Genomic DNA, 13,438 nt, shown 5'->3' with positions numbered 1-13,438 from the left:
AACCTGCGACCAATTGATTAAAAGTCAACTGCTCTACCAACTGAGCTAACGACCCACTTTTTTCGCCACTTTCAGGATGTTTGATATCCCTTGGCAACGGCGGCATATATTACTGAATTCAGAATTCAGCGCAACAAATATTTCGACAAAGATCACTTAACTGCTTATGTTTCATGCGGCAAGACCAGAAATAAAACAATTTCTGGTCTTACTTCGCGCATTACAGCCCACTAAGACGTTTTTGCGCCTGTTTTGCACCGTCGGTGCCTGGGTATTTGCTGACAACCTGCTGGTATACCGCTTTCGCTTTAGCGGTATCGCCCTTGTCTTGCATGATGACCCCGACTTTAAACATCGCGTCTGCCGCCTTTGGCGACTTCGGATAGTTTTTCACCACCGACGCAAAATAGTACGCTGCATCATCTTTTTTACCCTTGTTGTAATTCAGCTGCCCCAGCCAATAATTTGCATTCGGCTGGTAGGTTGAATCAGGGTATTTTTTGACGAAGTTCTGAAACGCAGCAATCGCATCATCCTGGCGAGCGTTATCCTTCACCAGCGCGATAGCCGCGTTGTAATCGGTATTGGCATCACCCGTCTGTACCGGCACACCGGAAGCCGCTGCAGGGGCATTACCGCCCGCAGATGCTGCTGGAGCCGCCGCTGCAGGCGCTGCACCGCTCTGGTCGCCCGTCGCTGGAGCTGCACCACCACCGCCGTTCAGGCTGTCAATCTGCAGCATAATCTGCTTTTGACGATCGACGACCTGATTCAACTGGTATTGACTTTCCTGGATCTGTCCGCGGAGAGCGTCAATATCGGTCTGATTATCGGAGAGTTGCTGCTGGAGTTGGGTTAAAAGCTGACTGTGAGCGTTAGAAATACGCTCGAGTTGGGTGACACGGTCTTCGACCGAGCCTGAGCCGACACTACTGATTGGCGCCTGAGCAAAAGCGGCCCAAGGGGCCGCTATGCCAACCAGTAACGACAGACTCAACATGTGATGTCTGAAGTTACTGCTCATGCAATTCTCTTAGTAAACCAGTACGGCACGACGGTTTTTGGAGTAAGCCGCTTCGTCGTGACCCAGTACTGCAGGTTTTTCTTTACCGTAAGAAACGATTGAGATCTGGTCAGCAGAAACGCCTTTACCTTGCAGGTACATTTTAACAGCGTTTGCACGACGTTCACCCAGGGAGATGTTGTACTCAGGAGTACCACGTTCGTCCGCGTGACCTTCTACGGTGACTTTGTAAGATGGGTTGCTACGCAGGAAGTTAGCGTGAGCATCCAGCATCGCAGCGAAGTCAGAACGGATATCGTACTTGTCCAGATCGAAGTAAACGATGTTGTTCTGCTGCAGCTGCTGCATCTGAAGGCGAGCTTGCTCTTCAGAAGACATGTTGCCGCTACCGTTCGCATCCATACCAGTGCCGGCACCCAGCATGCCTTCGCCGCTCTGGTCATTGCTAGCGTTCTTGTTAGAAGAACATGCCGCGATTGCCATAACAGGCAGAGCGATCATCAGCCCTTTCAGCACTTTGTTCAGTTGCATTTCTATGATTCCTTTAGTAATCAATTAATTATTATTACAGATACGGCGACCAGGCAGGGAATTTAACCTGTCCATCAGTTGCCGGAAGACGCGCTTTGAAACGCCCATCTGTAGAAACCAGATTCAGCACGGATCCCATCCCCTGAGAAGAGCTGTAGATAACCATAGTGCCGTTAGGTGCCAGACTTGGCGTTTCGTCCAGGAACGTTGACGACAGTACTTGTACGCCACCCGCTACCAGATCCTGCTTAGCAATGTGCTGCTGGCCGTTAGCCGAGCTGACCATTACCATAAACTTGCCGTCGCTGCTGACGTCAGCATCCTGGTTCTGAGAACCTTCCCAGGTAATACGCTGCGGAGCACCGCCGTTGACGTTAACTTTATACACCTGCGGACGACCGGCCTGGTCAGACGTAAATGCCAGGTTCTGGCTGTCCGGGAACCAGGTTGGCTCAGTGTTGTTGCTGCGACCGTTGGTCACCTGACGAATCTGGCCAGAGCCCAGGTCCATCACGTACAGGTTCAGACTACCGGTTTTCGACAGCGCGAATGCCAGTTTAGAACCATCAGGTGAGAACGCTGGCGCACCGTTGTGCTGCGGGAACGAGGCAATCTGACGCACTGCGCCGTTAGCCAGGGTCTGCACCACCAACGCTGACCGACCGCTTTCGAAGGTCACGTAAGCCACTTTAGAGCCGTCCGGAGACCATGCTGGAGACATCAGCGGCTGCGGAGAACGGTGAACCACAAATTGGTTATAGCCGTCGTAGTCAGAAACGCGCAGTTCGTATGGGAACTGACCGCCGTTGGTCTGAACAACGTAAGCAATACGAGTACGGAACGCACCCTTGATGCCCGTCAGCTTCTCGAACACTTCGTCACTGGCAGTGTGACCGGCATAGCGCAGCCACTGCTTGTTAACTTTGTAGGTGTTCTGTGCCAGCACGGTACCAGGGGCACCGCCGGTATCTACCAACTGATAAGAGACATTATAGCTGCCGTCAGCGTTAGGACTTACCTGGCCCACAACAACGGCATCAATGCCCAGCGCAGACCATGCGGCTGGCTGAACGTCCTGAGCGCTGCCCGGCTGCTGAGGCAGACGAGAACGATCTAATGGGTTAAATTTCCCGCTGTTACGCAGGTCGGCGCCCACGATGCCGCCGATATCTTCAGGCGCGGCACCTGGCCCCGCCCACTGGAAAGGAACAACGCCAATCGGGCGTGCCGAGTCCACCCCTTGGGTGATCTCGATACGTACTTCTGCGTGCAGCACAGCTGCCCACAGCATCAGAAAACCAAACGCTACTCGTAATGCCTGCTTCATCATTTCTCCCTTATCCAGGCGGAAAGCCCACGATAATTTAGCAGAATGTTAACAAACTAAAATACACAAAACTACCAAAACCCTGCGACGATCTCGCCATTATTTTTCGCGTACTTCCGCGAAAAATAATCATTGTGGCTTGAAGTCCAGCGGCGCATTTTTAAAGGTCTGCCAGACCGCTTGTGACGGCGGTTTCGGGAACTTGGTCATCCGGTTTGTCGCTGCCAGCATCTGCTGGCAGAACGCCGGATCGCCGCCTTCCGTCTTCACGCTGAGCACGGTGCCATCTTCAGCCAGGTTCACACGTAACGTACAGGTCTTCCCTTTATAGGTATCCCAGTCATACAGATGACCTTTGATTGCCGCCTGAACCTGCGCAATATAGGACGCAATTTCAGCCTGCGACGCACCGCCCTGCCCTGGCTTACTACCTTTAGCAGGAGAGTTACCACCTGTGCTACCGCTAGTATTGCCTTTCGGCGCATTCTTACCAGAGCTGAGGTCACCCAGCAGGTCGTCTACGCCGGAAGAAGCAGCCGCTTTCTCAGCGGCGGCTTTCTTCGCGGCTGCCGCTTTATCAGCTGCAGCTTTTTTGTCCGCCGCGGCTTTTTCAGCAGCGGCAGCTTTCTTATCTGCAGCCGCTTTCGCGGCGGCGGCGGCCTTATCGGCAGCGGCTTTTTCAGCGGCAGCAGCAGCCTTCTCGGCGGCTGCGGCGGCTTTCTCTTCCGCGGCTTTTTCAGCGGCCGCTTTCTTCGCTGCTTCGGCTGCCGCTTTCTTCTCGGCATCCGCAGCCGCTTTCGCGGCGGCAGCTTCGGCTACCTTTTTAGCATCGGCAGCCGCTTTCGCTGCTTCCGCTTCTGCTTTTTTCTGTGCATCGGCAGCGGCTTTTTTCGCAGCTTCTGCCGCGACTTTAGCCTGAGCATCCGCTTTTGCTTTGGCATCAGCGGCCGCTTTCACCGCCGCATCAGCTGCAGCTTTCGCCTGGGCATCTGCCTTCGCTTTTGCATCGGCCGCGGCTTTCGCTGCAGCCTCTTCAGCCTGCTTCTGCTGTTCCTGCGCTTCTTTAGCCGCTTCCTGAGCCTGCAAACGCTCTTTTTCCAGCGCTTTTAAACGTTCCTGTTCGGCAGCCTGTTTCTCACGTAACTCTTCAGCCTGCTGCTGAGCCTGTTTTTCACGTTGCTCTTGCGCACGCTTCGAGCTGGATTGCTGCTGCTGTTGACGATTATAGTTCTCAACGACCGCGCCGGGATCGACCATGACGGCGTCGATGGACGAACCGCCGCCACCGCCAGCTGCAGCGTCTATGTGCTCGTCGAACGAACTCCAGATCAGCGCGGCAAATAGAATCACGTGCAGCACTGCTGAAATAATTATCGCTCGTTTAAGCTTGTCGTTTTGTTCGGTTGCCTTTGACACTCTCGGTTCCCAAAAACTGTTCCCCCGTTACCCTGCCGCACGACGCATGTGCGGCACGGCGGCGGTTAAATTGGCTGAGTCATCAACCCGACCGATTTCACCCCGGCGCTGTGTAACAGGTTAAGCGCTTTAATTATTTCATCGTAAGGCACGTCTTTCGCGCCCCCAATTAAGAAGACCGTTTTCGGATTCGCCTCTAAGCGGCGCTGCGCTTCTGCGACAACCTGTTCAGGCGGCAGCTGCGGCATCTTCTCCTGACCCACGTTCACGCTGTACTGTCCGACACCGGACACTTCAACGATAACCGGCGGCTCATCATTACTGCTCACCGCCTGCGATTCGGTTGCATCAGGAAGATCCACTTCCACGCTCTGCGTAATGATCGGCGCTGTCGCCATAAAGATCAGCAGCAGCACCAACAACACATCCAGCAGCGGAACGATGTTAATTTCGGACTTCAGTTCGCGACGCCCGCGCCCACGTGCTCTGGCCATGGCTTACCCCTTGTTGCTCTCGCTGACGGTAAAGGCCTGACGGTGCAGAATGGCGGTGAACTCTTCCATAAAGTTGTCGTAGTTCAGTTCCAGTTTGTTCACGCGTTGGTTCAGACGGTTGTACGCCATAACCGCTGGAATCGCCGCAAACAGACCGATAGCGGTAGCGATCAGCGCTTCCGCTATCCCTGGCGCAACCATCTGCAGCGTAGCCTGTTTCACCGCGCCCAGCGCGATAAAGGCGTGCATGATCCCCCATACGGTACCAAACAGGCCGATATATGGACTGATGGAACCCACGGTACCGAGGAACGGAATATGCGTTTCCAGCGTTTCCAGCTCGCGGTTCATGGAGATACGCATCGCACGCGAGGCTCCTTCCACAATCGCTTCCGGCGCATGGCTGTTCGCACGGTGTAAGCGCGCAAACTCTTTAAAGCCGCTGTAGAAGATCTGCTCCGATCCCGCGAGGTTTTCACGACGCCCCTGGCTCTCCTGATACAGGCGAGACAGCTCGATGCCGGACCAGAACTTATCTTCAAACGCTTCAGCTTCGCGGGTTGCCGCGTTGAGAATGCGCGTTCTCTGGATGATGATGGCCCAGGAGGCGATTGAAAAACCAATCAAAATCAACATGATAAGTTTAACCAGAAGGCTAGCCTTCAGGAACAAATCAAGGATGTTCATGTCAGTCACTGCTTAAACTCCGCGACAATAGACTTGGGAAGCGCACGAGGCTTCATGATGAGTGGATCAACACAGACAATCAGGACTTCTGCTTCGTTCAGTACCTTATTCTCAGCGTTGACAATTCGCTGCGTGAACACCATGGAGGTACCACGCATTGATGTAATTTCTGTCTGGACTTCGAGCATATCGTCGAGTCGGGCAGCCGCAAAATACTCCAACGTCATTTTACGCACAACAAAGGCCACCCTCTCCGCCAGCAGAACCTGCTGACTGAAGTGGTGGTGCCGCAGCATCTCTGTGCGTGCTCTTTCATAGAAAGCGACATAGCTGGCGTGGTAAACCACACCACCGGCGTCGGTATCTTCGTAATAGACCCGAACCGGCCATCGAAACAGCGTTGTATTCACTTTACATCCCAGTAATGCAAAAAATTTTTGGGTTTTTGAACTTCGCTACTATACGCGCGGGAAAGATGGTTTGGAATGGGGGGAAGTAAACGGAGAGTAAATTTTTATGGGCTTGTGCAAGCCCATTATCATCAGGCGATAATTTTCAACGATAGAAGAAGAAAATCAAACCAGCCAGCAATACCAGAACGGCGATAAGCGGACAAAAAATCCCCTGCCAGTGAACCGTACGCAGACGGAAGCCTACGCCGTGGATCACCCCCGCACACACTGACCACATCAACAGGAAACCGTGCCAGATTTCCAGTTCACTGGTCTTCGCCGCAAAACGCGTCGGATCCCAGAAGATGCAGCCTGCCAGCAGCAGGGCCATAACAAGGGAAAGCGCCCGCAAGGGGCGCTTATCCATTATCGCGTATAACATTGCGATAACATTTTTCATCAGTGCTTTTCTTCACCCGCTTTGGTTGCTTCGACGTGCTCTAACGCCAGCGCGGTGATCACGCCGAATGCACAGGCAAGAAGCGTTCCCAAAATCCATGCGAAATACCACATATTCAGCTCCTTACTTAGTACAGAGAGTGGGTGTTGCGTTCGATGTCTTCTTTGGTGATGCGACCGAACATTTTCCAGTAACACCAAGTGGTGTAGGCCAGAATAATCGGTACGAAGACAGCGGCGACATAGGTCATCAGGTTCAGCGTCATCTGGCTAGACGTCGCATCCCACATGGTCAGGCTCGCGCTCATCATTGTGCTGGAAGGCATAATGAACGGGAACATGGCAATACCAGCGGTCAGGATGATGCACGCCAGCGTCAGTGAAGAGAACAGGAACGCCCACGCGCCTTTATCCGCCTTGGTGGTCAGGATAGTCAGCAGCGGCAGCACCACGCCCAGAGCAGGAATCGCCCACAGCGCTGGCATGTTGTTGAAGTTCACCATCCACGCACCGGCTTCACGTGCCACTTCCTTGGTCAGCGGGTTAGACGGGCCGGAGTGATCCAGAACCGATTTCACCACATAGCCATCAATGCCGTAGTAAACCCAGACGCCCGCCAGTGCGAAGCACACCAGGGTTACCAGCGCCGTCACCATAGAGACGTTGCGGGTGCGCAGGTGCAGTTCGCCCACGGTGCGCATCTGCAGGTAGGTTGCGCCCTGCGTCAGGATCATCGCGACGCTAACAATACCCGCCAGCAGACCAAACGGGTTCAGCAGTTGGAAGAAGTTACCGGTGTAGTACAGACGCATGTATTCATCGACGTGGAACGGTACGCCCTGCAGCAGGTTACCGAACGCGACGCCAATCACCAGCGGCGGCACGAAGCTACCGATGAAAATGCCCCAGTCCCACATGTTGCGCCAGCGGGTATCTTCAATCTTAGAGCGGTAGTCAAAACCGACCGGACGGAAGAACAAGGACGCCAGCACCAGAATCATCGCCACGTAGAAGCCGGAGAAGGCAGCGGCATACACCATCGGCCACGCGGCGAACAGCGCGCCACCGGCGGTGATGAGCCACACCTGGTTACCGTCCCAGTGCGGAGCGATGGAGTTAATCATGATTCGACGCTCGGTGTCGTTACGACCGAGGAAGCGGGTGAGCATGCCCACCCCCATGTCGAAGCCATCGGCGACGGCAAAGCCAATCAGCAGAATGCCAATCAGTAGCCACCAGATAAAACGCAATACTTCATAATCGATCATTTGACGACTCCTGTCTTAGCGTGCCGGCTGAGCGGTAGGCTGCTCATAGTGGTAACGACCGGTTTTCAAGCTGCTTGGTCCCTTACGGGCGAATTTGAACATCAGGTACAGTTCCGCCACGAGGAACAGAGTGTACAGACCACAAATCAGCAGCATCGAGAAGATCAGGTCGCCCGCGGTCAGGCTGGAGTTCGCCACTGCCGTCGGCAGCACTTCACCAATCGCCCACGGTTGACGGCCATATTCCGCCACAAACCAGCCGGATTCGATAGCAATCCATGGCAGCGGAATCGCGTACAGCGCGGTGCGCAGCAGCCATTTTTTCTCGCCAATCTTGTTACGAATGACCGTCCAGAAGGAGGTCGCAATAATCAGCAGCATCAGGATGCCGCAGCCCACCATGATTCGGAACGCAAAGTACAGCGGCGCAACGCGTGGGATAGAATCTTTGGTTGCCATTTGGATCTGTGCTTCAGTCGCATCAGACACGTTCGGCGTATAGCGCTTCAGCAGCAGGCCGTAGCCCAGGTCTTTCTTCACGTGGTTAAACTCATCGCGAATGGCCTGGTCGGTAGAACCGCTACGCAGCTGCTCAAGCAGTGCATACGCCTTCATACCGTTACGGATACGCTCTTCGTGCTGCACCAGCAGATCTTTCAGACCGGTAACCTGCTTATCAACAGAACGGGTCGCGATGATGCCCAGCGCGTAAGGAATTTGAATGGCGAAGTGGTTTTCCTGCGCATCCTGGTCAGGAATACCAAACAGGGTAAAGGCGGCCGGTGCTGGCTGCGTTTCCCACTCGGCTTCAATCGCAGCCAGTTTGGTTTTCTGAACGTCACCCATTTCGTAACCAGATTCATCACCCAGAACGATAACGGAGAGGATAGCCGCCATGCCGAAGCTGGCTGCAATCGCGAAAGAACGCTTAGCGAAGGCGAAGTCACGGCCGCGCAGCATGTAGTAGGAGCTGATGCCGAGAACGAACATCGCGCCACAGACATAACCAGACGCCACGGTATGGACGAATTTCACCTGAGCGACAGGGTTCAGGACCAGCTCGGAGAAGCTGACCATTTCCATACGCATGGTTTCGAAGTTGAAATCAGATGCAATCGGGTTCTGCATCCAGCCGTTCGCCACGAGGATCCACAGTGCAGACAGGTTGGAGCCCAGGGCTACCAGCCAGGTCACCGCCATGTGCTGGACTTTACCCAGACGATCCCAACCGAAGAAGAACAGACCTACAAAGGTAGATTCGAGGAAGAAGGCCATCAGACCTTCGATGGCCAGCGGCGCACCGAAGATATCGCCCACGTAGTGGGAATAGTACGACCAGTTAGTCCCGAACTGGAACTCCATGGTCAGACCGGTAGCCACACCCAGCGCAAAGTTGATACCAAACAACTTGCCCCAGAACTTGGTCATATCTTTATAAATCTGTTTGCCGGAAAGGACGTAGACCGTCTCCATGATTGCCAGCAGGAACGCCATACCGAGCGTTAGCGGAACAAACAGGAAGTGGTACATCGCGGTCAAGGCAAACTGTAAGCGCGACAGTTCGACTATATCTAACATCATGACTCCTTGCTCATCGCATGAAGACTCCGAGAATGAACCCGTAGACCGGGATTCAAACACATGCCCCAATACAAATTGATTTGTCCCCTTCCCTACAGCCGCCCCTTGGTGAGCACCGGAAACAGCCATAAGCGAAAGTTACAAACGTGTTAATAAAAAACTCAATTGATCCCTAAAATATATTACGCTGTAAAACCCTTACAATAAACAGGTTTTTATTGGAGAAGTTTTACGTTTTTCGACGGTGATCAATTTATAGCGAATCAAGCATTATCCAGCCAGTTTGATCCACGACAATTTAGCCGTTTTAGCCACTGATAGCCAGTGATTACATATTGATTTAAATCAACTTAACGTGAGATTGTTAATTATGTTTTTAATTGAATATTATGATGAACAAAATGTTAACGGTGTGTTTTTAATTTGACTTTGATGGTTATCAAGTGAAGTGAAATTGGACTAAGAGGTAATTAGATTTAACCTTGCCAAGTGCGAATAAGCACAATTCCCCCGTATAGTTTAAAGTAGACCGTCCCTCATTTTTTTCCACATCGCACATTGCATTATGCTGCAAATAACATTTTATTTACTTTAAATATTAATAAATTAACATTTACAGGTATCAGCGCCGTTTTCACCCTGCTGACAAATGATTTTGTTAGGCTATTGTTTGCGCAAAAAACAGGCGGCAGTAACTGACGAAGGTAAAAGTAACCCACGTGTACAACAGTGCAACAATCTGGGAGGGGAAACAGCAAAAAAAAGGCCACCCAGGGGCGGCCAACCATGTCGAAACAAGACATATAAGGCTCCCTCTTTCCCTGTATGCAGCGGGAATTCAGTGAGGGAGCAGAGAGGATTACTTAATGACGGACTTCAGCGCTTCACCGATGTCAGCCAGGCTGCGAACGGTCTTCACGCCAGCGGCTTCCAGGGCAGCAAATTTCTCATCAGCAGTACCTTTACCACCGGCAATGATGGCGCCTGCGTGGCCCATACGCTTGCCTTTAGGCGCGGTAACGCCGGCGATGTAGCCAACAACCGGTTTGGTGACGTGTTCTTTGATGTAGGCCGCCGCTTCTTCTTCCGCGCTACCGCCGATTTCACCAATCATGACGATCGCTTCGGTCTGCGGGTCTTCCTGGAACAGCTTCAGGATGTCGATGAAGTTAGAGCCTGGGATCGGGTCGCCGCCGATGCCCACACAGGTAGACTGGCCGAAACCGTAGTCAGTGGTCTGCTTAACCGCTTCGTAAGTCAGGGTGCCGGAACGGGAGACGATACCCACTTTACCTGGCTTATGAATGTGACCCGGCATGATGCCGATTTTGCATTCGCCCGGGGTGATAACGCCTGGGCAGTTCGGGCCAATCATGCGCACGCCGGCTTCATCCAGTTTCACCTTCACGGTCAGCATATCCAGCGTAGGGATACCTTCGGTGATGGTGATGATCAGTTTGATGCCTGCATCGATAGCTTCCAGGATGGAGTCTTTGCAGAACGGTGCTGGAACGTAGATAACGGTCGCGGTTGCGCCCGTCGCTTCTACCGCTTCACGCACGGTGTTGAACACTGGCAGGCCCAGGTGAGTGGTGCCGCCTTTGCCTGGGGTTACGCCGCCAACCATCTGCGTACCGTAAGCAATCGCTTGTTCGGAGTGGAAAGAACCTTGGCTACCGGTGAAGCCCTGGCAGATAACCTTGGTGTTTTTATCGATTAAAATGGACATTATTTCCCCTCCACTGCGGCAACAACCTGCTGTGCTGCGTCCGTCAGACTTTTCGCTGCAATAATATTCAGGCCGCTGTCAGCCAGTTTCTTCGCGCCGAGTTCGGCGTTGTTGCCTTCCAGACGAACAACAACCGGGACGTTAACGCCCACTTCAGCTACCGCGCCGATGATACCGTCAGCAATCAGGTCACAACGTACGATACCGCCGAAGATGTTAACCAGAACGGCTTTAACATTGTCATCAGAGAGGATGATTTTGAACGCTTCGGTCACGCGCTCTTTGGTTGCGCCGCCGCCAACGTCCAGGAAGTTCGCCGGTTCGCCGCCGTGCAGTTTAACGATGTCCATGGTGCCCATTGCCAGGCCCGCACCGTTAACCATACAACCGATGTTGCCATCAAGGGCAACGTAGTTCAGTTCCCACTGTGCCGCCTGCGCTTCACGCGGGTCTTCCTGAGACTGGTCGCGCATTTCGCGCAGGTCAGCCTGACGGAACAGTGCGTTGCCGTCAGCGCCCAGTTTGCCGTCGAGGCAGATCAGGTCACCCTGCTTGGTCACAACCAGCGGGTTGATTTCGATAAGCGCCAGGTCGCGCTCCAGGAAAATGGTTGCCAGACCCATGAAGATCTTGGTGAACTGCTGAACCTGTTTACCTTCCAGACCCAGTTTGAACGCCAGTTCACGACCCTGGTAAGGCATTGGGCCTGCCAGCGGATCCAGCGCAACTTTGTGGATCAGGTGCGGGGTTTCTTCCGCCACTTTTTCAATTTCTACGCCGCCTTCGGTAGAGGCCATGAAGACCACGCGACGGGAGCTACGGTCAACAACCGCGCCCAGGTACAGTTCTTTACCGATGTCGGTCGCGGCTTCAACCAGAATCTGGTTAACCGGCTGGCCGTGTGCATCCGTCTGGTAGGTTACCAGGCGTTTGCCCAGCCAATGCTCTGCAAAAGCGCGAATGTCTTCTTTAGAGTTTACGACCTTCACACCGCCCGCTTTACCGCGGCCACCAGCGTGAACCTGACATTTCACTACCCACGGGCCAGCGCCGATTTTTGAAGCGGCTTCTTCTGCTTCACGCGGAGTAGTACAGGCATAACCCACCGGAGCCGGTAAGCCATAGCGGGCAAAGAGTTGTTTTGCCTGATATTCATGTAAGTTCATGTGTTCTATCCATCCTATAAAATGTTGTTGAGTTGTTGTCTGGAACTCTGGGGTCTCCCGGCGTCACTCCGTTCGGCCGGGCTACAATCTCGTAGCCCGGCCGAGCGAAAGCGATGCCGGGGTTAACTCAAAACTACACGTCCAGCAGAAGACGGGTTGGATCTTCTAACAGCTCTTTAATTGCCACCAGGAAGCCTACAGACTCGCGCCCATCGATCAGACGGTGGTCATAGGACAGTGCCAGGTACATCATCGGCAGAATTTCCACTTTGCCATCAACCGCCATAGGACGGTCTTTAATGGCGTGCATACCCAGAATCGCGCTCTGAGGCGGGTTGATAATCGGGGTAGACATCAGGGAACCGAAGACGCCGCCGTTGGTAATAGTGAAGTTACCGCCGGTCAGATCTTCGACAGTCAGTTTGCCGTCGCGGCCTTTCAGCGCCAGCTCTTTAATGTTCTTCTCAATGTCAGCCATGCCGAGTGCATCAACGTCACGCAGTACTGGGGTCACCAGGCCACGCGGCGTAGAAACCGCCATGCTCACATCGAAGTAGTTGTGGTAAACCACGTCTTCGCCATCGATAGACGCGTTCACTTCTGGGTAGCGTTTCAGCGCTTCAACTACGGCCTTCACGTAGAAGGACATGAAGCCCAGACGAATACCGTGACGTTTTTCAAACGCGTCACCGTACTGCTTACGCAGGTCCATGATTGGTTTCATGTTGACTTCGTTGAAGGTCGTCAGCATCGCGGTAGAGTTTTTCGCTTCCAGCAGACGCTCGGCTACGCGCTTACGCAGACGGGTCATAGGAACACGTTTCTCGGAGCGACCCGCCAGCGGTGCAACCGGCGCTGCGGCAGCCGCAGCCGGTGCAGCAGCAGCTTTCGCTGGTGCTTTTGCCAGATGTTTCTCAACGTCTTCACGGGTCAGACGACCGCCCACACCGGTGCCTTTAATCGCGTTGGCATCAAGGTTGTGCTCAGCCAGCAGGCGACGGATCGCCGGGCTCAGCGCATCGTTGTTCTGCTCTTCCAGTGAAGCCTGTTGGCGCTGAGCCGGGGTAGACTCTTTGCTTTCAGATTTCGCGCTGGTTTCTTTACCACCGCTGTTGCCTTCACGCAGGCGACCCAGGATTTGACGGGAGGTGACGGTAGTACCTTCATCTTCCAGAACGGCATCCAGAATGCCATCCGCCGACGCCGGTACTTCCAGTACCACTTTGTCAGTTTCGATTTCTACCAGCACTTCATCACGAACTACCGCATCGCCAGGTTTTTTATGCCAGGTGGCTACGGTCGCATCTGCTACGGATTCAGGCAGGTCAGGGACCAGAATATCTACGCTACTCATTTTGTATCCT

Annotated in this window: 14 protein-coding genes; all 14 read right to left on the bottom strand. The window is 53.6% G+C overall.

Features of this window, described 5'->3' with window-relative positions:
• Nucleotides 1–220: 220 nt before the first annotated feature.
• Nucleotides 221–1,024, bottom strand: a complete 804-nt coding sequence (cpoB, locus tag V6944_RS13860; protein ID WP_185669326.1) for a cell division protein CpoB — start codon at nt 1,022–1,024, stop codon at nt 221–223.
• 9 nt (nt 1,025–1,033) lie between these two features.
• Nucleotides 1,034–1,555: a peptidoglycan-associated lipoprotein Pal gene (gene pal, locus V6944_RS13855; RefSeq protein WP_185669327.1), complete on the bottom strand. Its 522-nt coding sequence runs from the start codon at nt 1,553–1,555 to the stop codon at nt 1,034–1,036.
• A 34-nt stretch (nt 1,556–1,589) separates the two neighbouring features.
• Nucleotides 1,590–2,882 carry a Tol-Pal system beta propeller repeat protein TolB gene (gene tolB / locus V6944_RS13850; protein WP_333499365.1) on the bottom strand — a complete coding sequence of 431 codons (1,293 nt, stop codon included), beginning with the start codon at nt 2,880–2,882 and terminating at the stop codon, nt 1,590–1,592.
• A 129-nt stretch (nt 2,883–3,011) separates the two neighbouring features.
• Complete coding sequence (gene tolA / locus V6944_RS13845) at nt 3,012–4,298, bottom strand: cell envelope integrity protein TolA (RefSeq protein WP_333499364.1); 1,287 nt, start codon at nt 4,296–4,298, stop codon at nt 3,012–3,014.
• A 65-nt stretch (nt 4,299–4,363) separates the two neighbouring features.
• Nucleotides 4,364–4,792, bottom strand: coding sequence for a colicin uptake protein TolR (tolR, locus tag V6944_RS13840; RefSeq protein ID WP_234503530.1), 429 nt, complete (start codon nt 4,790–4,792; stop codon nt 4,364–4,366).
• A gap of 3 nt (nt 4,793–4,795) precedes the next feature.
• Nucleotides 4,796–5,488 (bottom strand): Tol-Pal system protein TolQ, encoded by a 693-nt coding sequence (gene tolQ / locus V6944_RS13835; protein WP_115074598.1) that lies wholly within the window; start codon nt 5,486–5,488, stop codon nt 4,796–4,798.
• Nucleotides 5,485–5,889: a tol-pal system-associated acyl-CoA thioesterase gene (gene ybgC, locus V6944_RS13830; protein WP_035892730.1), complete on the bottom strand. Its 405-nt coding sequence runs from the start codon at nt 5,887–5,889 to the stop codon at nt 5,485–5,487. Before ybgC ends, tolQ begins: the two co-directional genes overlap by 4 nt.
• A 145-nt stretch (nt 5,890–6,034) precedes the next feature.
• The gene (gene ybgE / locus V6944_RS13825; protein ID WP_333499363.1) at nt 6,035–6,331 is read right to left on the bottom strand and encodes a cyd operon protein YbgE; all 297 of its coding nucleotides are present in this window, start codon (nt 6,329–6,331) and stop codon (nt 6,035–6,037) included.
• A complete protein-coding gene (gene cydX, locus V6944_RS13820; RefSeq protein ID WP_003858598.1) occupies nt 6,331–6,444 on the bottom strand; it encodes a cytochrome bd-I oxidase subunit CydX in 114 nt (37 codons plus the stop codon). Before cydX ends, ybgE begins: the two co-directional genes overlap by 1 nt.
• A gap of 14 nt (nt 6,445–6,458) precedes the next feature.
• Nucleotides 6,459–7,598 carry a cytochrome d ubiquinol oxidase subunit II gene (gene cydB / locus V6944_RS13815; RefSeq protein WP_035892728.1) on the bottom strand — a complete coding sequence of 380 codons (1,140 nt, stop codon included), beginning with the start codon at nt 7,596–7,598 and terminating at the stop codon, nt 6,459–6,461.
• A gap of 15 nt (nt 7,599–7,613) precedes the next feature.
• The gene (gene cydA / locus V6944_RS13810) at nt 7,614–9,176 is read right to left on the bottom strand and encodes a cytochrome ubiquinol oxidase subunit I (RefSeq protein WP_333499371.1); all 1,563 of its coding nucleotides are present in this window, start codon (nt 9,174–9,176) and stop codon (nt 7,614–7,616) included.
• Between the two features lie 862 nt (nt 9,177–10,038).
• On the bottom strand, nt 10,039–10,908 hold the full coding sequence (gene sucD / locus V6944_RS13805) for a succinate--CoA ligase subunit alpha (RefSeq protein WP_166514885.1): 870 nt from the start codon (nt 10,906–10,908) through the stop codon (nt 10,039–10,041).
• Nucleotides 10,908–12,074 (bottom strand): ADP-forming succinate--CoA ligase subunit beta, encoded by a 1,167-nt coding sequence (gene sucC, locus V6944_RS13800; RefSeq protein ID WP_003022927.1) that lies wholly within the window; start codon nt 12,072–12,074, stop codon nt 10,908–10,910. Before sucC ends, sucD begins: the two co-directional genes overlap by 1 nt.
• A 133-nt stretch (nt 12,075–12,207) precedes the next feature.
• Nucleotides 12,208–13,428 carry a 2-oxoglutarate dehydrogenase complex dihydrolipoyllysine-residue succinyltransferase gene (odhB, locus tag V6944_RS13795; RefSeq protein ID WP_333499362.1) on the bottom strand — a complete coding sequence of 407 codons (1,221 nt, stop codon included), beginning with the start codon at nt 13,426–13,428 and terminating at the stop codon, nt 12,208–12,210.
• Nucleotides 13,429–13,438: the final 10 nt, after the last annotated feature.

This window comes from Kluyvera sp. CHPC 1.2972, from assembly GCF_036759925.1.
In the GTDB taxonomy this organism is placed as follows: Bacteria; Pseudomonadota; Gammaproteobacteria; order Enterobacterales; family Enterobacteriaceae; genus Kluyvera.
This window is presented reverse-complemented; position numbering and strand designations above follow the sequence as displayed.